This is a genomic window from Blastopirellula sediminis, assembly GCF_020966755.1.
GTDB classification, from domain to species: domain Bacteria; phylum Planctomycetota; class Planctomycetia; order Pirellulales; family Pirellulaceae; genus Blastopirellula; species Blastopirellula sediminis.
On sequence record NZ_JAJKFT010000004.1, the window covers coordinates 1,544,937 to 1,565,951 of the forward strand.

Consider the following 21,015-nt stretch of genomic DNA (forward strand, 5'->3'; position numbering starts at 1 on the left):
GGGAGCTTGGCTGCCGCTGCGTCTTAGTGCTGAAACAAAAACTCTTCGGTGTTGAAGAGCGCCCAGCAGACGTCTTCCAGGCCGATCGCCGGATCGGGATTCTTGCTGCAGTGCTCCAGCGCCGTCTTCAGCTCCAGCTCGGAAGGAGAGCGACAAACGGCCGCCAGGTAAAGCTCTTCCACCACTTGCTGCACGCTTTTCCCTTCGGCGAGCCCTTTGCGGAAGCGGTTGTTCCCGTCTTTAAGTTTCGCTTGGACGAGCGGGCCATTGAACAGCTCTATCGCCATGCCGAGATTGGTATCGTCGGAGCGTTCGCAAGCGCAGACCGTGCTCCGCTCTGGCTGACCAAACGCCTTCAGGAATTCATTCTTCGCCAGGTCAGGCGCCGGCAATTGCGTGGCGAGCGTGCCCGGGGGAAGGCTGCCGAAGTTTTGGTGAAGCGACAGCGTTCGATTGATCGCGTCGAGGAGCTGCTCGGCGCTCAGCATCCGGGGCAATTGGTGCGAGAAGTAGATCGTCTCATCTCGGTTCATGTCGTTCGTCTTGTAACTGGCCTGATAGGTGCGGCTCGACAGGATCGTTCGCAGCAACTGCTTCCGATCGTAACCGCTGTCGACAAACTCCTTCGCCAGCGCGTCGAGCAATGGGCCGTTTGCTGGCGGGTTCGAATCACGGAAGTCGTCAATCGGTTCGACGATGCCGCGTGCGAATAGCTGGCTCCAGATCCGGTTCGCTTCGATCCGCGCGAAGTAGGGGTTCTCGGGATTGACCAGCCATTCGGCGAAGGCGACGCGCTGGTCGACGTCCGGCTGGCGCTCGATGCTGCCGACCTGCGGCAACCAGGGAGTCATCACTTTACCGGTCCGCGGCTGCGTCACTTCGCCGGCGTAGGAGGTGTAGATGAACATCTCGCCGGGGCGTTCGGTCTTGCGGTGCTCGACGCGGTTGAAGAAGGCGCCCAGTCCGTAGTAGTTGTCTTGCGTCCACCGCTCGAACGGATGGTTGTGGCACTTCGCGCACTGCAAGCGAGCTCCCAGGAAGACCTGCGAGATCGTTTCGACGCATTGGTTCAAGTCGGCCGAAGTGCGGTAGAAGTTGGCCGGCGGATTGGCGAGGGTGCTGCCGGAGCCGGTAATCAGCTTCCGCGCGAACTCGTCGTACGGCATGTTGTTCTTCAGCGAGCTCTCGACCCAGCGATGGTACTTGAAGACCCCTTCATCCCCAACTTCCTTGCTGGTCATCTTCAGCAGGTCTCCCCACTTCAGCGCCCAGAACTTGGCGTACTCGTCGCGTTCCAAGAGAGCGTCGATTAGCGCCGCCCGCTTGTTCGGCGAGGTGTCGGACAGGAAGGCGTTGGTCTCGGCCACCGTCGGCAGCACGCCCAGCAGGTCGAGATGAATGCGACGGACGAATTCGGAATCGCTACAGGTCTCGGCCGGCAAGTACTGCAGTTGCTGGAGCTTCGCGTTGACCAGCTCGTCGACATAGTTGTTCGGCGGCGCCGAGGCCCATTGGTAGCCAGGTTGGTTCTCGACGAACATCAGCGAAACCGGTTCGATATGTTCGAGGAAGCGAACCAGCACGACCACTTCGCCCCGCTCGTGCGGAGTGACCAGGCCGTTGGCGTCGACCGTGGCGACCGATTTGTTCGAGCTTTCGTACGCGACCAGATGCGTGACGTCGCGCGAGTGGCCGTCGGTGAAGTGCGCCGTCGCCGCCAATTGCTGGGGGCCGTCGGCGAGCAGTCGAACCTGTTTTTCGGCGGGATAGACTTCCAGCGTTTTGATCCGCGGCATGTTCGGCGGATCGGCGGCGGCGCCAGCGCCGATCCAATCGCGAAGGATCGCATACGCTTCGTCCTGCTTGTTGATCTGCTTGCCGCCCCCATGGGCGACGCTCATCAGCGGCTTGAGCAGCAGCAGGCTCTTTTCGGGTTCGATCGTGTTGATGCGGCGGCCGGACTCTTCGCGAATCAACGTCAGCTCATCCAGCTGCATGTCAAACGCTCGCAGCGACAGCCGGAATCCCCCTTTGCCGCTCGGCGAACCGTGACAAGCGCCTTGGTTACACCCTTGCTTGGAAAGAGCGACCAGCACTTCCGATTCAAATTCAAGCGGCCGCGTGGTCGCGCGGTTGGAAACCTGAACCGGAATCGTTTGCTTGGCGCCGCCGATCTGAACCGTAATCTCCGCGTCCCCATCGGCCAGCGGATAAACGACTCCATTACGAACTTCGGCTACTTCCGGTCGTGACGAGGTGATTCTGGCCTGCTGCGTCCAATCGCGGGCAGCGCCGGCTTGATCGCTGCCGGTCGCGACAATCCGCTGACGACCCAGCGGATCGTTCAATTGAATCGACGTGGGGTAGAGCGCGAGTTGTTGCGGGCTGTCGATTCGATTGGGCAAGGGATGGGATGAGCTGACCTCAAAGTCCTGGCCGCGGTACTTGCTGGCCGCTTTCCAGGTTAACGCGAGCGGCGAGTCGAGCGGAACGTCGCCGGGGAGCTGCACGTCGAACTCGGCCGTTGTTTGGTCAGCGTCGACCGTGATCGTCTCCGGCGCCGTGATGCCGGCCGGCAAATCGGTCAGACGCAACGTAACCGGCTGCGGATCGCCACCGGCTCGCGTCACCGTCGCGACAACCCGGGCCGGGCCGCCGCGGACGATCGTCTCCGGAAACGTCAAAGCAACCTGAACCGGATCGAACCATTTGATGGGGATCGCGACGTTTTCGAGACTCCCTTTTCCGTGAATCTCGCCAAAGACGGTGACCGTCAATTGATCCGGCTCGGGCGTCGCGCCGCGGGTGAGCGTTATCGTGTAGTTGTCCTTTTCCGCTGTGACTTGTCCGGTCCAGCCGTTTGAAATCGTGCCGGTCAAGACTTCGACGCCTGACTTGAATTCGGGATGAATTCGTTTCAGGGGCAGCGTCGCCGAATGCGATGCGACAGGGCGAGCGAATTCGACCGGCGCCGCCGGAGCGAGCGAAAAGATCGGCGGCAGTTCTCCAATCGCGGCGAGCAGAATCGCGCCGTCCTGATCTGGATTCGGGGAGAGGACGAACGGCTCTTTGGCGCGCCGAATCGCATGGCTGCTTACCAGGCAACTGTTGGTGGGATCGCCGACGGCGGTCGCACGCAGTTTCAACACTTCCAATTGATCGACGCGCCACGTATCGTCGACTCCGACATGAACGCGAAAGGAGTTGGCGCCGGCCGGAATGCGGGCATTGAGGATCCGAAAGCCGCGGTCGCTTTGCGGCAGCGACAGATCGATATCGCCATCGTAACCAAAGCGAGCGACGCTCAGATCAAACGCACACGCTCCCTTCTTAATCGCAACTGGAAATTGCTCGCGGGTCTTGGCGTCGCCGGCCAGCGCTACAGAAAACGTGCCGGCCGGAACGATCTCAACATGGTAAGCGAATTCGGCGCCTCCGCGCTTCAGTAGATCGGAGACCTCCAGGCGATAGTCGCCATCTTCCGTAAATGCGACGACCATGCTCCACTCATCCGCTCCGGTCACCTTCGTCTCGGCGATCACGTTGCCATCGGCTGCGCGCAGCTGCATCTGCAGCACGGTCGGGCTGTTCAGGCTGCGGGTCTTTGCGGCAATGCGAACGGTTTGGCCCTTGGTTCCTTTGACGACGTAGCTGTCAACTTCATCGCCGTTTTCCAAGCGACCCGTGATGCCGATCGGCGCCGCGAGGGGAGCCATTTCGGAAGACTCCATCACCTGCGGATAGCGACTCGTCAGCAGCGGAACCCAGGTGGAGGATTGCCCGTCGGCGGTTTTGGCTCGCACGTTGATCTTTTCGGCCGAAGAGGGCGCGGCTTTCACCTCTTGCGGCGCGACTAGCTGGGCGTCTTGTCCGAGGAAGGCGACGCTCGTCGGCTGATCGTGCTGAGCGGCCAGCGGCATTGCTTGGCTGACGATTGGGAAGTCGCCGATTCGGAGTTGATAGGGAGCGCCAGCGGCGGCGTTGCGGTTGTCGTGGATTTCAATCCAGTAGTCTCCCTCGACCGGAAACTCAAAGCTGAACCGCGTGTCGGGGCCGACCTGCGTGTCGTCGGCTTGAAGGAGCGTTTTGCCGGCGGCGTCGAAGATGCGGCAAACGGGATCCATCGCCGAATGGAGCGCTTGCGTGTGGACTTCAAAGGCCACTCGCTGGGACGCGGTCGCATGGAAGCGATAGTAATCGCTGACTGACGCGTCGCAGATTCCTTCGATCGACGCCAACGTGGATACGGCCTGAGCGGTCTCTGGCGAATGATTGGCGCCGATGTCGGCGACCGCTTCCAAGTCGTCAATCAAGATCGTGCGCGTCTGCACGGCGCCATCTTGAGCGGCAAGCCAAAGGGGAAGCGGCCCGAGCGGGTGATCGGCCGGAATGGTCAGGGAGACGACGGCTGCGGTCGGTTCCACTTTCTCCAGCTTCCACGCGACGTCGTGATGGGGAAGGGCGAGATGTAGGGGCGCCTGAAGGTCTTTGCCGTGGATCGTGATCTGCGTCGTCTGACCCGGTTTGCATGTTCGCGGCTGGATCGAGTCGAAGGTCTCTCCCCTTACGTACGCCGGCCAGGCGGCAAGCAGCATGCCGACAAGGCAGATCGAAATCGATTGGATGCGCATAGTACGTAATTGGGCAGGAGGGAAAGGCTGGAGACTCGGCGAACAAGCGGGCGGAAAAATCCGCGAGCTTATCCAATCAGCAGTTCTTGCAGCACGCGGCCCGAGGTAACGTGGTGCGGACGGTTTTCGCGGTCGAGCAACGTGGCCGAAGTATCGACGCCCATCGCGTGCAGGATGGTCGTAGCGAAGTCTTGCGGGGTGACCGGATCGGAAACAGGGTAAGCGGCATGCTTGTCGCTTTCGCCGTAGACTGCGCCTCCCTGAATGCCGCCGCCGGCGAGCAAACCGCTATAGCAGAAGGGCCAATGCTCGCGGCCGGCGTTCGCTTTGTTGATCTGCGGCTTGCGACCGAACTCGCCGACCCATGCGACGATCGTTTCGTCCAACATGCCCCGTTCTTCCAGGTCTTGCAGCAGCGCAGCCAAGGCCATATCGGACGGCGGGATCAGGTCGTTCTTCATCCGATTGAAGTTGTCGCCGTGCGTGTCCCAGAAGTTCTTGCCGTCGTTGTGCCAATTGACCGAAACGAGCGGGACCCCATGTTCGACCAGGCGGCGCGCCATCAGCACGCTCTGCCCATGAATGTTGCGACCATAACGCTCGCGGGTCGCGTCCGACTCTTGCGTCAAATCGAACGCACTACGAACCTTCGCGGAGCCGACCATCTCGATCGCCCGCGTTTGATGATTGTTGAACGCAGCGCCGGCGAGCGACTTGTGCAGCTCGGCCCGCTGAGCGTCGAGCGTCTTCAGCAGCGCGACGCGCGACTCCAGACGGTCGAGTCCCATGTCGGCTGGAAGGCCAAGCCCCTGCGGTCGCCATTTGGGATCGTTCAAGTCGCCGGTAAGCAGCATGCCGTCGTACGCGGGACCGAGCCAACCGCCGTGTTGACCAGGAGCTTCGCCGCCGGGCGCCGCCGGATGCAGCGCTTTCCAAGGCATCGCGACAAACGATGGAAGCCCAGCGTCGCCGGGGCGAAACTTCGAGATCAGCGAACCAAGATGGGGCGAGTCTTTCGAGCTCGGCGGATCGGCGTCGCTTTTGACGACCGGCGCTAGTTGTCCGGTCAACGTGGCGTGGCCGCTGGAAAGGTGGGCTGGATCGTTGTGCGTGAGTGAGCGGATGATCGCCAGCTTGTCGGTCCACTGGGCGACGCGGCTAAAGTGTTCGCAGATTTGCGTACCTGGCACTTTGGTGGCGATCGGCTTGAAATCGCCGCGCACTTCCTCCGGAGCGTCGGGCTTCAAGTCGAACGTTTCGAGCTGACTCGGCCCGCCCCACATGAAGAGAAAGATGCAGGCCTTCGCCTTCCGGCCGTTGCGCCCTGGTTGCAGCATTTCGGAGGCGGCAAGTTGCTGCTGAAAACTGCCGAGCCCAAGGCCTAGCGCGCTGAGTGCGCCGACCTGAAGCATCTGTCGCCGGCTGACGCTGGTTGCGCGACGGAAGTCTTGGCAGCCGCGAAGTGGATTGCTGGGGGAAGTCGACATGGTTTTGTTGGCTGCTGGAGGGATCGGAAGGAAGGCGCCGCGTGCCGCAGCAGGTCTTCCGGGAAGGTGTGGCTCCCAAGGACGGAGCCGTAACGCAGCGGAATCAGGCGAGGGAGGTAGCAGTCTTGGGGAGGCAGGTTGGATCGATATATCAGTATCGAGAATCACCCAAACTATTGCAACACAAAGTTGTTGCTGAGCCTTGGTTGAATTCGTTCCCCTCTCGCTCAAATCGTGCAGTCGTGGCAACAGATTCATTGGCGCTGATGCTCAAAAACCAAGCGAGCGCAGCCTGTTTAAGTCGCTGGATCGCAAAGATCGACAGGGAGATTGAGAATTACGCCGCTGTTGCTCGGAGAGAACGTCTGCCTAAATCGCCCGACCTCATTAGTTTCCGACGAAAGGCTGGTAGTAGAATTGGCAGACTTTTTGTCGCCTATGCCGGTGGGAGCTTAGTGGAGCCCGTAGCGACTCATCTTGTAATGCAGCGTACGGAGACTGATATCGAGCGCCTTTGCCGTTTTTTCGCGATGAAATTCGCATTGGGAAAGTGCGGCTTGGATCGCTTGTTTTTCGGCCGCTTCGGCCGTCTCGGCCAACGGAACGATTCTGGCGGCGCCAAAGGGGATTGTCGACTGCAGTTCGCTCGGCAGCATCTGGGAAGTGATGACGTCGGCTTGCTCGGTAACGACCAGACGTTCAATCAGGTTGCGCAATTGGCGGACGTTCCCGGGCCAGTGCGCCGAAACGAGTTTCTGCATCGCATCGTCCGCAAAGGCCTTCAGCGGCCGTCGATGGTGCTGACAGAAGTGATTCAGGAAGTGTTCGACCAGCAGCGGAATGTCTTCGCGGCGCTGCCGGAGCGAAGGAACTTCGATCGGAACGATGTTCAGTCGATAGTAAAGATCTTCGCGGAACCGTCCCTCTTCGACCAGTTTCAGGATGTTGCGATTGGTCGCCGATACGATGCGCGCGTCCGACGTCAGCGACTCTTCTCCGCCGACGCGCACGAAGCGATTCGTCTCCAGGATGCGGAGCAGATCGACTTGACTCTTGGCCGGCATCTCGGTGATTTCATCGAGAAACAACGTACCGCGCCGCGCTTGTTCGAAACAGCCAGGCTTCCGCCGCGTCGCGCCGGTAAAAGAACCGATCTCATGGCCGAACAATTCGCTCTCCAAGAGCGACTCGGGAAAAGCGCCCAGGTTGACCGCGACGAACGGCCCGCTGCTGCGATCGCTCAAGTCATGCAGCGCCCGGGCGATCAACTCTTTACCGGTTCCGCTCTCGCCCCGGATCAGCACCGTGGCGTCGGTGCTCGCGACTTGCTGGACCAGGCGAATGACGTCGCGAAACGCGGTGCAATTGCCGATGATGCCGCAAATCTCGTCGGCGGCGATAAGCCGGCTGCGGAGCTGGCGGTTCTCCTCTTGCAGGCGATGATGCGTCAGCGCTTTTTGCACCTGCTGCCGGATCAGAGCGAGGTCGACCGGCTTCGAGATAAAATCATACGCGCCGCGGCGCATCGCTTCGACCGCCATTTCGACCGTGCCTTGCGCGGTAATGACGATGACGATCGTCTCCGGCTCTTCCTGAAGGAGTCGCGAGACGAGTTCGAGTCCATCGAGATCGCCAGGCAATCGCACGTCGGCGATGACAAGTTGAAAGGCGCGTTCCGCGAATTTGCGCAACGCTTCTTCGGCGTCGCCGGCGGTTTCAATCCGCGCAGCTTCTTTCACGAGTCCCTTGGCGAGACCAGAGCGAATGTTGGGCTCGTCGTCGACGATCAAAATGCCGTAGTCATGTTCCACGAGTTTTCTTAGTCCTCGGCGCCGCTATGCGTAACGGGCAACGTCACTTGAAAGATCGTTCCTTCCGTCGAATTCCAGCACTGCAACTCTCCATTATGCTGACGGACGATTTTATCGGTTATCGCCAGTCCCATGCCGGTGCCGGCGCTCTTCGTCGTAAAATATGGGTCGAAGATCCGCGTCTGCATTCCCTCTGGAATCCCTATTCCCGTATCAATGACTTGAATGACGACTGCGGAACCGCTTTCGTGCAGAAAAGTTCGCACCGTCAAGACGCCTCCGTCGCGCATCGCTTCCTCAGCGTTAATCAGCAAGTTCAGCAGCACTTGCTCTAGCCGCACGCGATCGGCGGATATCTTTGGCAACTCCGACGGGGACGTTTCGATCCGAATTTCGACGTTCGCGGCTTTGGCGCGCGGCTGAAAAAGCCGGGTTTGTCGAATGCAGACTTCGGAAACGTCGACCGGCGATAGGGACAAATGCTGCGACATCGCGTAGTCGCGAAAGTTTTCCAGCACTCCCCCAATGCGTACGATCTCGGTTTGGATCACTTCCAGGCTCTCGTTCACTTCGTCCGATCGCTGCGAAGCGGCGAGTTGCTCCTCTAGCAATTGGATATGGAGCGAAAGCGCCGACAACGGATTCTTAATCTCGTGATGCAATCCGGCGGCCAAGGAGCCGAGTCCCATAAAACGCTCCATTCGCAGCATTTGCTCGTCAAGCAAGACGCGTTCCGTCACGTCCTGCAATTGGATCACGCTGCCGATGTTCATCTCTTCATGGTTCTGCAGCGGTTGGCAATAGGCGCGTAGCGTCCGTTGCGATGATGCGGTCGCAACGGGGAAATCGCGCACCAGTTGCGACGGCGGATTGGCTTCGGCTTCGATGCGAAGCTCGTCGAGCGACAACGACGGCGACAAGGCGTCCAGGGACTGACCCACGCAGGCGTCAGTGACCGACAGCATCTCCATGGCCCGCGCGTTGACGCTGGTAACGGCCCCCCGCAGATCGGTCGTAATCACCGCCTGGTCCATGCTGCTTAAGATGTCGGCCGCCAGCGCTTTGACGTCTCGGAGCGAATCTTGCGAATTGCGATAGGCGCGCCATAACAGGTAAATCGCGACCGCCGTCACGGCCAGATTCAGGATAGCGAGTACCGAAAGTCGAATCGTCCAGCGCAACTGCCCCTCAAGCGCCTCGCCCTGCGTCTCTAATTTCGGGGGCAACTCGCGGAGTAGATCGTGGAGGATCTGGCTCTCTCGAAAAAAGAGGTCCCCCATCACCCAGGCAGTCGCCAGAAACGCCGTCAAAATGAGGGCCAAGAGCGTGACGATTGCGCGGCGAAAACTGCGCTCGGAACCATTCGGCCGAACACGGAACATATTGCAAATTCGATCGAAGGATGGAGGGAGGCGCCGGGCATTATCAAGGGAAATCGTCGCCGGCCGTAGCGATCAATAATAGGCGTCCCTGTTCCCGCTGGCGAGGTCGCCCCGGGACGGCAAGCCGCGTCGCGCAACGCCGACCCCGAGAAAATCAACGAGGAGGCGGAACTCGCGCCCTCCGGCTGGAGACTGCAGGGGATGCAGGAAACTGCATGCAAAGTGCAAGAAATTGCATGTTTGTGAAGGCGTCGTTTTACCGGTAGGGCGGCAAAATGGGCTCTAACGGAAAATTGCCGACTATTGCTGTTCGTGGGAAACGTCTCAGCTCGATTCTCCTCTTTCGAGCTTTCCCGGCACGCGAATTGCAGAGGAACGGCGGTACGCTCTTTCGATCGCCTACCCCACCAAAAGTTGGAAAGAGCCTCATTCGAATGATTTCCGGCAAGAAGGCGGGACTTGGCTACTGCAAAATTCGACGTGCGCAACGCAACGTCGCCACCGACCTTCGAATCTTCCCGGCAGTCGCAGCAGGAAATCCTGGAGGCGATTGAGCATGCGGCGGAGTATCTACCCGCCCAAGGGCCGATTACGTCGTTTGTGCATCACAACACGCTGCACGCCTTTGAAGATCTCACGTTCGATGAAGGAGTGCGGATCGGCGGCAGTCTATTCCAATGCCACGAGTATCTGCCGGAGGAAAAATATCGCGAGCACCTTCACCGCGGTCGCATCACCGCATCGGATCTGGACGCAGTCCTTGTGGAAGACCTCGGGGAAGAGGTGGACCGCTTGGTGGCCAGTTTTGGGAGTCGGCACGCACTGCGATTTGCGATGCTGCGATACCCGCTCTTCTTTGGCGATCGGCACGAATTGCATTGGGTGGTCTCGGAAACCGACGCCCTCAGCAAGTTTCGCAGCGACGTCGACCCCGGCGTCCGCGATCGGATGATTAAGCGGACGCGCCAGTGGGTCCTTCGCAATCGGCAACAGATCGAAGGCCGATCGCCTGGCGACGAAGATCCCTTGTCGCGGACGCTCTCTCGATTCCAGAGCGTGAAGTTCGATTCGTGGGATGACGCCACTTGGGAAAAATTCGTCCTGAATTTCCTTTGGCGAGTTTGTCGCGATGGAGTCGCGACGGCGCAGAACTCTACCGATACCGCTGACGAAACTACGTTTGTGCGCCATCGGGATGCATTGCTGGCGGCGACCGGAGGAGACGCCGACGTCATCGTCCACGAACATTTGGTTTCGTTTTGCGCCGCGTTCCTGGATCAAGGGTATGCGACCCTGGCTCCCCCGAACCGCGGTCAGGGATTCTACTTGTCGTTCCTTTCGCTCTACAGTCAAGGCTGGGGCGCACCGACTCGATGGCTGGCGAACCTTCAGCAAGAATCGCAACGGTTGCTGGCAAGGAACTTCTCTCCGCTCGATTCGATCGAAGAATCGCTGACATTGCTTGGCGTCGACCGGGAGGAACGCTCCGTCTTCATTCGGGACGAACTGTTGGCGCTGCGCGGTTGGGCCGGGATGATTTGGCAACTCGAATCGAATCCCAAATGGGAAACTCCGTCGACCTTTCATTGCAATTTGACCGAGTTCCTGGCGGTTCGGTTGATGTTGGTTCGGCTCGCGCTTCAACGCATCGCGGCCGCAGGGGGCGATTCTTCGGTCCGTTTGGATCAAATCCGTGAGCGTTACCAGGGGCAAAAGCGATCTTCCCAAACCGACGATCGCGAACTCCTCGCCTACGTCCTCTTTCAACTCGCGCAGGTGCGAGGTTGGCGCCCCGACGAATTGCACCACCTGCAACACGAGCAATGGACGTCGCTCGTCGGCGAGGTGAACGCGTTTTCCAGTCTGGATCGTCGACGGATTTATCATGCGGCGTACGAACGCAAATACGCTCGCGAAGCGCTCGACGCGCTCCTGGCCTATTCCAAGCGGCGAACTCGCGAAACAACTGCTCCGGCGAAGGGGGAATCGCCAAGCTTTCAAGCGATTACCTGTCTGGACGACCGCGAGGAGTCGTTTCGGCGTCATTTGGAAGAAATCGATCCGAGTTGCGAGACGTACGGTACGGCGGGCTTCTTTGGCGTCGCCATGTCGTATCGCGGGATTGCGGATGCGCGATTCGTGTCGCTTTGCCCGGTCAACGTCGTCCCCCGTCATCAGGTCGTCGAAACGCCCGACTTTTCCGCAGCGCGATCCGAAGAACGCCTGGCGCAAACGCGGCGACATATCGGTCGTGCGACGCATCAGGCGCACCTGGCGTCGAGAACGTTTCTCGGCGGCACGATCGCAGGGCTCCTCGGTTCGGCATTAGCCTTCGTTTTGGTCGTGCGAGTTATTTTTCCGCGGCTCGCGTCGTATGCACATCGCCAGGCTCGCTCGCTGATTTATACGAATCGTACCACGCTGCAATTGGAGCAAGACTCGACTTCGCCAGAGGGGGAAGAACGTTTGCGCGGGTACTGTGTGGAAGAAATGGGCGAAATCGTCAAAGGGTTGCTGAAAAGCGTCGGGCTGACCGGGAATTGGGCGCCTTTGGTCGTCCTTTTGGGGCACGGCTCCGCCAGTTTGAACAACCCGCACGAGTCCGCCTACAACTGCGGTGCGTGCGCCGGAGGACGGGGCGGTCCGAACGCACGTGCGTTCGCTGCGATGGCGAACGATCTGCGAGTTCGTCGCCTGCTCGCCGAGCAAGGGTTGGAGATCCCCGAAACGACCTTTTTCGTCGGCGGCTATCATGATACGACCAACGACGCCGTGACGTTCGCCGATGTGGACCACGTTCCCCACTCGCACCGCCAGCGGTTTGAGGAAGTCGTGCGCACGTGCGACGAGGCGCGCCGCCGCAACGCCCAAGAACGTTGCCGACGTTTCGAGTCGGCCGATTTGAACATTTCTCCCGCCGATGCGCTGCGGCACGTCGAAAATCGACCGGAGGACCTGTCGCAACCCCGTCCGGAATACAACCACGCGACCAATGCGATGTGCATCGTCGGGCGTCGCGAAAACGTTCGCGGATTGTTTCTCGATCGCCGCGCCTTTCTGGCGTCATATGATCCGACGCAAGACGATGCGAATGGGACCGTGCTCGAAAGCCAACTGCGCGCCGTGATCCCGGTATGCGCCGGCATCAACCTGGAGTACTACTTCTCGACGGTTGATCCGGAAGGGTATGGGTGCGGCTCGAAGTTGCCTCACAACATTACTTCGCTGTTGGGGGTGATGACCGGTGCGGCCAGCGACTTGCGACCGGGTTTGTCGACGCAGATGATAGAGATTCATGAGCCGATGCGATTGCTGTTCGTCATTGAAACGACGACGGAGGTCATGCAGCGAATCATCGAGTGCAATGAAACGATCGCTCGGCTGGCGAAAGGGAAATGGATTCAACTGGCGGTGATCGACTATGCGTCAGCTCAAGTTTGGCGCTTTGACGGCGCGAGATTTATTCAATACATGCCGGAAGAGGACGAACTTCCCGTCGCTGCGTCTTCGTACGCCTGGTACCAGGGACGCCGCGGAAATCTTCCCTTCGCAGAAATTGCCCCCTCCTCGGCCGGTCTGGGAGGTTAGAAAGAGATGGATCTCGTGACGTGGGACGCTTTTATTTTCGGTCTGGGGATCGGTTGCCTGGCCGCCCCTGCATTGTTGCTTGTCGTTCTTGCGGCGGCCAGCTTCTTGAGCCGGCGACTCACTGAACGCGCGACGGCGAGACTAACGGCGATTTGCGTTATTTTCGGGATGGTCTGCGCCATGATCATCTTGGGGACGATGCTTGCCAGCGGAAGTCGCAAGGTCGTGATCGAACTTGGCAATTGGGTGGCGATCCCCTCAGAACACTATCACTTCCAACTGCGATTCATTTTCGACCGCCTTTCGATTCCCTTCGTGCTGCTCACGTACGTTCTCTGCGGCGTCGTCGGGAAATTTGCGAGCCGCTATCTGCATCGCGAGATCGGATTCACGCGATTCTTCTTGTTCTACTCTTTCTTTTTCTTCGGGATGGTCGTGTCGTCGCTGGCCGGTACGATCGAAACGTTGTTTCTCGGTTGGGAATTCGTCGGTCTGTCGTCCGCTCTGTTGATCGCCTACTTTCACCAACGCACGAATCCGGTTCAAAATGGCCTGCACGTCTGGGCGATCTATCGCTTGTCCGATGCGGCGCTGGTGATCTCGATGCTGACGCTGCATCATGCGACCGGGGGCGGAGATTTCGATCATATTGTGGGGAGGCAGCCTTGGCCGCTGGGGAATGTCGAACTCGACCAGTTCAACCTCCTGATGATCAGCGGTTTGTTGTTGATCGCGGCGGCGGGAAAGTCCGCGCTGATTCCATTTTGCGGTTGGTTGCCGCGAGCCATGGAAGGCCCGACTCCGTCTAGCGCGATCTTCTATGGCGCACTGTCGGCCCATTTGGGCGCGTTTCTGTTGCTCCGGTTCAGCCCGTTGATCGCCGCTTCGTGGATCGTCAGTACCGTCGTCATCCTCATTGGACTGGCGACCGCTTGTTTGGGCGCCATGTCGGCCCGCGTTCAAGCCGACGTGAAAAGCGCCATCGCTTTTTCCTCCCTCACGCAGGTCGGGATCATCCTGGTGGAGATCGGGCTTGGTCTTCCGTATGTCGCGCTGATTCACATCATCGGTCATGCCTGCTTGCGAACGCTGCAGTTCCTCCGCGCTCCGTCGGTGTTGCACGACTACAACGCCTTGGAAAACGCCATCGGTTCGCGATTGTCGCCTACGCACTTGCCGGAGTCATTAACGGAAGCGTCGTTCGGCCGCCAATGGACGTACCGCTTTTCGCTCGAACGCGGATTCCTGGATGAGATCCTCCGTTCCTATATTGTTGCGCCCTTTATGGGAACGTTCCGCTGGTTCGACAAGCAGGAGCGTCGTTGGACCCAGTTTTTGTCGGGGGAAAGCGGAGAGGAACGGGCCGCGGCAATTCATCAAGATCGCTCTTTGGAAGAACTGACCTAATGGCTGAACTGCACGCGCCCTGGTTGGAACTCGCAGTTCTGGTCACCTTGGCGGGATCCATCCTGACCGCGGCCATCCAAGATCGATCGAGCTGCCAACGCGTTTGCCTGGCGATCTGCATCGTGGCGCAACTTCTTGCGCTCGGCGGTTGCGTCGACTTTTTCGCCTCCGGCGCCGACGCAGGGAGTTTCGCAGCGCTCGGCAGTCTTGGCCTGGTGATCGACGACTTAAGTTCGCCGCTGATTCCGCTGGCGGCGCTGCAATTTCTGTTGACGGTCTTGTCGACGCTAAAGACCAAGGTCGGCCGTTTTTCGTTTAGCGCGGCCCTCTTTTCGGAAGGAATCGCGTTCGCCTTGCTAGGATGTCTCAATTCGCCAGGCATTCTGATGCTGTTGATCGTCGGGGCCATCCCGCTCTGGATGGAGTTGCGGCTGCGCCGACAGTCGACCCGCGTTTACACGTTTTATTTCTCGCTGTTCGCCGCACTTTTGATCGCTGGTGAAATCGTTTCCCTCTCCGGCTCTCCCGTTTGGGGCGGTGCGCTCACGACGGCGGCGATTCTGCTCCGCTGCGGGGTCGTTCCGCTGCATGGCTGGGCGGCCGACTTGATCGAGCGGGCCTCGTTTGGTTCGGCGCTCCTCACGTTGACCCTCATGCCGGGCGTCTACGCGATGGCGCGACTGGTTCTTCCCGAGGCGCCGGCGGCGACGCTGCAAGTGGTCGCGATTCTTTCGCTGATTACCGCGGCGTATGCCGCGTCGATGGCGCTGGTTCAAACGGAGGCTCGCCGATTTTTCGCCTACCTGTTTTTGAGCAACTCGTCGTTGGTTCTGGTCGGACTGAGCGCTGCGACGCCCATCAGCATGACCGGCGCCATGTGCGCCTGGATCTCGATCCAACTGGCCTTAACTGGTCTCGGAATCACCTTGCGCTGCGTCGAAGCTCGGATTGGTCGCATCTCGCTCAGCGAGTACCACGGCTTTTACGATCACATGCCGATGTTGGCCGCCTTGTTTTTGATCACGGGGCTCGCGTCGATTGGTTTTCCCGGAACGATCGGCTTTATCGCCGGTGAGATCTTGATTGACGGCGTCGTGACCGCCTACCCCATTGCCGGGATATTGGCGGCCGCGATCAGCGCGCTAAACGGCATTGCGATTTTGAAGGTCTATTTTCGCATCTTCAATGGGCGCTCGCGCGTCGTTTACTACTCGATCGGCTCGCGGCCTGCGGAGCGGTTCGCCATTTCGATAATCGCCGCGCTCATCATCGCCGGCGGCCTCTTTCCGCAGTTGGGAATGAGTTCCTGTTTCCGGGCGGCGCAGCATTTTGTTCAAAGACGCGAAGAGAACTTCGGCGCACATCCGCCCCACACGACGCAGCATGCGGCCGTTTCGCCGGCGGCGACGCATCCCCGCGAGTGATTTTTGACGCGCCGCTTGTCGCTGAAACGAACGCCCAATGTCCTAGTTTTTATAGTCCATACGCATGATTCTGCTCGACAAAAGCCTGCACCAGTTCGCTCCCCAATACTTTGGTACGGCGTTTGACATTCAGCAGTCGCTGGATGACGACGTATGCGACATTCTGATGATCGCCTGCTCTTGCCATGGGAGCGCACCGGACGAAGTTTCGATCGCAGGGCCGGAGCGAATTTTCACTTTGCAGCATCTAGCCGCGACGGTTCCGGCGGCAACGGAGGAGAGTCCGACTTCTGCGGCGGATGACCTGGCCTATGCGTTTCAGTACTTCGACTTCAAGCATGTCATCCTTTGCGGACATATGGGCTGCAACGTGATCCGCCGCTGGGCTCAGCCTGACCAGAACGATAGTCGGGGGCTGCAAAAGAAGTTTCAGCAGACGACGGCCAGCGTGGTGGATCAGACCTATCCCACGCGGCTCGATCACGAGCGGCAACGACTGCTGATTTGCGAGCACCTATTATGTCAGCTGGAGAATCTCCTGACGCACGACTTTGTCCTGGATCGTCTGGAAACCGGTGAGCTGCGCCTGCACGGCTGGCTGGTCGACGAAATGACGGCCCGCATTCGGGCGTACGATGCGGTCCATGGACGCTTCGTGCCGATCGAAAAGCTCCGGCGCGAATCGTTGGCGCAGTCCTAGCGCAATTAGAAGTTCGTTACGCCAACAGGTCGTGAACGACGTTCCCTTCGACGTCGGTCAGCCGATAGTCGCGGCCAGCGTGACGATACGTCAGCTGCTCGTGGTTGAAGCCCATGAGATGCAGGATTGTGGCGTGGAAGTCGTGGACGTGGACCGGCTTCTCGACGGCGTGCATCCCGTACTCGTCGGTGGCGCCATGGACGATTCCCCCTTTGGCGCCGCCGCCGGCCAGCCATGAGCTGAACGCCCAGGAGTGATGCTCGCGTCCTTTGGCGTCGGCCGTGTTGTTAAACGGCGTCCGACCAAATTCGGTCGTCCAGACGACCAGCGTTTCTTCAAGCAACCCCCGTTGTTTCAGGTCTTTCAACAGGGCGGCGATCGGTTGGTCGACGTTCTGGGCGAGGCCGACATGCGACATCATGTCGCCATGGGCATCCCAGTTGTTGGACGAGCCGGTATCGATCAGTTCGACGAACCGAACGCCCCGTTCGACCAGTCGCCGCGCCGCGAGACACTGCCAGCCGAAACCGGAGGTTTGACCCGGCGCGAGGGCGTAGCTTTCTAAAGTCGCTTGGCTTTCCTGCCGAAAATCGAACGCTTCCGGGACCGCCATCTGCATTCCAAAGGCGGTCTCGAAGGTCCGCAAGCGACCTTCGAGCAGCGGATTGTGCCCGCCGTGCGCGGCGAGATGAGCTTCGTTGAGTTGGCGCAGCGCCGCTAGTTCGAGCGATTGGCGATCGGTCGGAATACGAGGCTGGACGTTCGCGACCGGTTCGGTTCCGGGAACGACGAGCGTCCCTTGATGAGCGGCCGGCAAAAAGTCGTTCGCGTAGACCTGACTGCCGGCGTACGTTTGCTTCGGCGCGATCACGACGAAGCCTGGCAGGTTGCGGTTCAGCGCTCCCAGGCCATAGCTGAGCCAAGATCCAATGCTCGGCCGCGAGAAGGCGAACGAGCCGGTATGCATTCCGAGCGTCGCGTTGTAATGGTTCGAGTGGGACGTATGCATCGAATGGATCAACGCGATATCGTCCATGCACTGCCCGACGTGTGGAAACAGGGTGCTGACTTCCGTTCCGCACTCGCCCTGCGGAGCGAACTCCCACTGGGGACGCTTGAGGTAGATCCGTTCGTAGCCAGGGCGGTTTTTGATTTCGGGATGATCGGCCTTGATTTCTTTGCCGTGATCTCGGACCAGCGCCGGCTTGGGATCGAACGTATCGACATGCGACACGCCGCCGGTCATGAAGAGAAAGACGACGTTCTTCGCTTTGGCGGGGAAGTGAGGCTGCCGCGCGGCTAGCGGATCGCCGGCATCCGCCAACAGTTGCTGGACGATGCCGGGGAAGAGGAGCGATCCTGCGACCGACGAACGAAGGAAAGACCGACGGCTGGCAGATTGGTGGTTCACGTTGGTTGCCTGAGGTTCGTGGTCAATCGACATGGAGGAATTCGTTTCCGGCCAGCAGCACGCGAACGTAAGCTCGCCACTTTTCAGATGCTTCGGCGGGATAGTTCTGTAGGAAGGCGCTGGCCGCCTTAGTCTCGCTTGCGGTCGGCTGTCGCTGGAACAGGAGCCGGTAAGCGATCTGCAGACGCTGGTCGTCGTTCTCTTCGTTCGACAAACGGTCGGCGGTCGCCGCCGCTTGGGCGTGGAAGAAGGGATCGTTCAGAAAATAAAGTGACTGCGTCGGGACGGTGCTGGTTTCTCGCGCCGGAGTGCTTGCATTCGGATCGGCGCCGTCGAACAACGACAAAAACGGATGGCGATGCTGCCGCTGCACCATCAAGTAGGCGCTCCGTTTGTTCGTCTCGTAGATCGCGTTGAACGGAGTGTGCTGCGTGAAGGTCCAGGTTGATTCGTCGGGAAAGGGGTGCTCCTGGGCGGGAGCGAGATCAAGCTGGCCGGAGACGAACAGCAAGCTGTCCCGAATCTCTTCCGCACTGAGGCGACGGAGATTGTAGTGGCTGAGAAGATGATTTTCGGGATCGGCGTCGAGCGAGCCGGTCGGCGGATCGCTGCTCCGCTGATAGGCGGCGGTTTGCAGGATCAGGCGATGGAGCGTTTTCACCTGGTAGCCGCTGGCGACAAATTCCGCCGTCAGCCAATCGAGCAATTCCGGATGCGTCGGCAACTGACCACGCGAGCCGAAGTTGTTGGGAGTTCCGACCAGGCCTTGGCCAAAGTGCCACTGCCAGACGCGATTGACGAAAACGCGAGCCGTCAGCGGATGCTGGGCCACCAGGTCGGCCAATTCGCGCCGGCCGCTTTCCTGGGGATTGGCGATCGAAGTTCCGCCGAAGACGGTGAGCCAGTGACGCTCGACTTCGTCGCCGGGCTGTTCGGGATCTCCCCGCTTCTGGATCTTGGCGTTGGTCGGCTTGGCGTCGATCACGGAATAGGCGACGGGAAGCTTTGGTTTGGGGCCCGGATCAATCGCCGGAGCGGCCGCTTCCTTCCCCATTTCAATCAACCCGGCGCCGTATTGCGGCGCGGCGATCTGGACCAGATCGAAGGCGACCCCATCGCTGCCGCTTGGATGGGCGTCGGCGACGGCGCCAGAGATGGTAACGGCGCCATCGATGGGGCTGATCCACGCTACCGTTACAGGGCGGTTGTGCTCGGGATGGACAAAGAACGCCTTTGCGGGAAGAGTCGTCCAGACGTCGACCGGCTGGTCCGACGTGTTGACGAAGATCGAGAGGGCGTCATCGAATCGTTTCCAGGCCTTCAGCGCCGGGTTGTTCTGCAGCGAGTCGTACCGCTGCGAAAGGGAGATCGGCCCAGTGGTCGTTTCCAAGAAGCACCAGGTCGCTTCGTCGTGGTCGGCGAGCGGGTTGCCTTGCGAGATCTTGTCGATCAAATTGTCAACGTTCCACGTTCTGCCAGCTTCTCCTTCTTCCTTGATGGTCCATTCGACGCGCGTGCTGTCGGCGCCATGGCTTTCGTTGGGAAAGACCGTCAACTGGAGCACTTCTCCTTTGCGTACCGTGGCGGTGAGATTGGCGAACGGAACGCTCGTCCCCTCGGCGACCAGGGTCTTGTCGACAAGTGGCCGCGCGTTCTCTGTACGAAAGCCGAGCAGGGCTGCGGCCGTTTGCTCCAGTTGTTTTTTCTTTGTGTCCGCAGCGGCTACTTTTTCGTTCCAAGGCTGCATCAGCGCGTCGATCTGCTCTGGCGACGCCAGCGAGATCAAGTCCCGCGGCTGGCCCTTCGGTTCGCAGCCGGGAAATGCGAAGCGGGTTGACTCAAAGACGCCGTAGAGTGCGTAGTAGTCGTCGACCGTGATCGGGTCGTACTTGTGATTGTGGCACCGCGCACATCCGGTCGTGAGGCCGAGAAAGTTTTTGCCGAGGTTGTCGATCACGTCCTCGTGCATCAGATAGTTCTGTTCGTCGATATCGTGACCAAAGCGACGAGCGATCGCCAGATATCCGGTGGCGATGATTCCTTCGTTCGTCTGGTCGCGCGGCTGCTTGGCGCCGATCAAGTCGCCGGCGAGTTGGAGCCGGACGAACTGGTCAAACGGTTTGTCTTGATTCAAAGCGTCGATGACCCAATTGCGATAGCGCCACGCGTGCGGCAACGGACGATCGGTATTCTCGCCGGCCGTGTCGGCGTACCGCACGACATCGAGCCAATGTCGTCCATAGCGGACGCCATATTGCGGCGACGCGAGCAGGCGATCAATCACTTTGGCGAAAGCGTCCGGCGACTCATCGGCCAGAAACGCGTCGACTTCTTCTGAGGTCGGCGGCAGGCCGGTCAAGTCGTAGGTCGCGCGGCGGAGCAGGGTCCGTTTGTCCGCCGGCGGTGCGGAAGTCAGACCCTGTTCGGCCAGTTTTTGGTCGAGATAGGCGTCAATCTTTGTCGCAGTTGGCGCAGGATCCGCGTTGGGAAGAGGCTGGAAAGCCCACCAGGCCTTCGCCTCCTCAGCGGTCATGCCTCCCAGTTTTACCGCTGCAATCCGCGGATCCGGAGCGCCGCGGCGAACCCATTCTTCCAGCGCCGCAATCTCTTCGCCGCTCAGCTTGCCGCCAGCTTCTTTTGGCGGCATCGCCAGAGATTCGGCGTCTTCGTAACGAATCGCTTGGATCAAGAGGGAATCGTCCGGCTGGCCGGGAACGATCGCCGTTCCATTGTCTCCCCCGTGCCGCCAACCGTCGCGGGTATCGAGCAACAGGCCCCCTTCGGAGTTCACGCCGGCATGGCAGTCGTAGCAATGCTTGACCAGGATTGGACGGATCCGCTTCTCAAAGAAATCGTCCCCTTCGTCGGCGGAGACGACGTCGCCAAACGACATGCAGAGCAACAGGAGCGACCACGAGAAGACTTTGACAGGGTTCATGTCACGTTCCATTCGGCGTTTGTCACGGCCTTGTAACAAGAGCGCTCGGATAAGACGTCATGCGTCCGCGGGCGGGAAAAACGAGCGGCGCGGCAAAAGGTGTGTCGGCCGCGATTATACCACTCCAGCGGTAGTCTGCGTCCAATTTTATTGGCGCGAAAAATGGGAATGCCGCCTCGGCCGTTTCTCGGCGAATTACTTCCATCAGGGGAAGCGGGTTCGGTAGGCCCAGCTCG

At 59.9% G+C, this 21,015-nt stretch carries 10 protein-coding genes; 4 read left to right on the forward strand and 6 right to left on the reverse strand.

The genetic code is table 11. The annotated features are described in order from the left end of the window. Positions 1–23 precede the first annotated feature (23 nt). The 4 genes from LOC68_RS09990 to LOC68_RS10005 form a co-directional block, all read right to left on the reverse strand. On the reverse strand, positions 24–4,631 hold the full coding sequence (locus LOC68_RS09990; protein WP_230218184.1) for a DUF1549 domain-containing protein: 4,608 nt from the start codon (positions 4,629–4,631) through the stop codon (positions 24–26). 68 nt (positions 4,632–4,699) lie between these two features. Further along, positions 4,700–6,118 (reverse strand): DUF1501 domain-containing protein, encoded by a 1,419-nt coding sequence (locus tag LOC68_RS09995; RefSeq protein WP_230218185.1) that lies wholly within the window; start codon positions 6,116–6,118, stop codon positions 4,700–4,702. Positions 6,119–6,570: 452 nt separating this feature from the next. Beyond that, the gene (locus tag LOC68_RS10000) at positions 6,571–7,929 is read right to left on the reverse strand and encodes a sigma-54-dependent transcriptional regulator (RefSeq protein WP_230218186.1); all 1,359 of its coding nucleotides are present in this window, start codon (positions 7,927–7,929) and stop codon (positions 6,571–6,573) included. Between the two features lie 8 nt (positions 7,930–7,937). Then, positions 7,938–9,311, reverse strand: coding sequence for a two-component system sensor histidine kinase NtrB (locus LOC68_RS10005; protein WP_230218187.1), 1,374 nt, complete (start codon positions 9,309–9,311; stop codon positions 7,938–7,940). A gap of 459 nt (positions 9,312–9,770) precedes the next feature. Between LOC68_RS10005 and LOC68_RS10010 the strand changes: the two genes are divergently transcribed. The 4 genes from LOC68_RS10010 to LOC68_RS10025 all read left to right on the forward strand — a co-directional run bounded on the left by LOC68_RS10010 (position 9,771) and on the right by LOC68_RS10025 (position 16,430). Then, the gene (locus LOC68_RS10010; RefSeq protein WP_230218189.1) at positions 9,771–12,899 is read left to right on the forward strand and encodes a DUF2309 domain-containing protein; all 3,129 of its coding nucleotides are present in this window, start codon (positions 9,771–9,773) and stop codon (positions 12,897–12,899) included. Positions 12,900–12,905: 6 nt separating this feature from the next. Then, positions 12,906–14,306: a proton-conducting transporter transmembrane domain-containing protein gene (locus LOC68_RS10015; protein WP_390623356.1), complete on the forward strand. Its 1,401-nt coding sequence runs from the start codon at positions 12,906–12,908 to the stop codon at positions 14,304–14,306. Then, positions 14,306–15,730 (forward strand): proton-conducting transporter transmembrane domain-containing protein, encoded by a 1,425-nt coding sequence (locus LOC68_RS10020; protein ID WP_230218191.1) that lies wholly within the window; start codon positions 14,306–14,308, stop codon positions 15,728–15,730. Before LOC68_RS10015 ends, LOC68_RS10020 begins: the two co-directional genes overlap by 1 nt. Before the next feature lie 64 nt (positions 15,731–15,794). After that, positions 15,795–16,430, forward strand: a complete 636-nt coding sequence (locus tag LOC68_RS10025) for a carbonic anhydrase (RefSeq protein ID WP_230218192.1) — start codon at positions 15,795–15,797, stop codon at positions 16,428–16,430. A gap of 16 nt (positions 16,431–16,446) precedes the next feature. Here LOC68_RS10025 and LOC68_RS10030 read toward each other — a convergent pair whose 3' ends face one another. Beyond that, positions 16,447–17,841, reverse strand: coding sequence for a DUF1501 domain-containing protein (locus LOC68_RS10030; protein WP_230218193.1), 1,395 nt, complete (start codon positions 17,839–17,841; stop codon positions 16,447–16,449). A 22-nt stretch (positions 17,842–17,863) separates the two neighbouring features. Continuing rightward, a complete protein-coding gene (locus tag LOC68_RS10035) occupies positions 17,864–20,779 on the reverse strand; it encodes a PSD1 and planctomycete cytochrome C domain-containing protein (RefSeq protein WP_230218194.1) in 2,916 nt (971 codons plus the stop codon). Positions 20,780–21,015 lie beyond the last annotated feature (236 nt).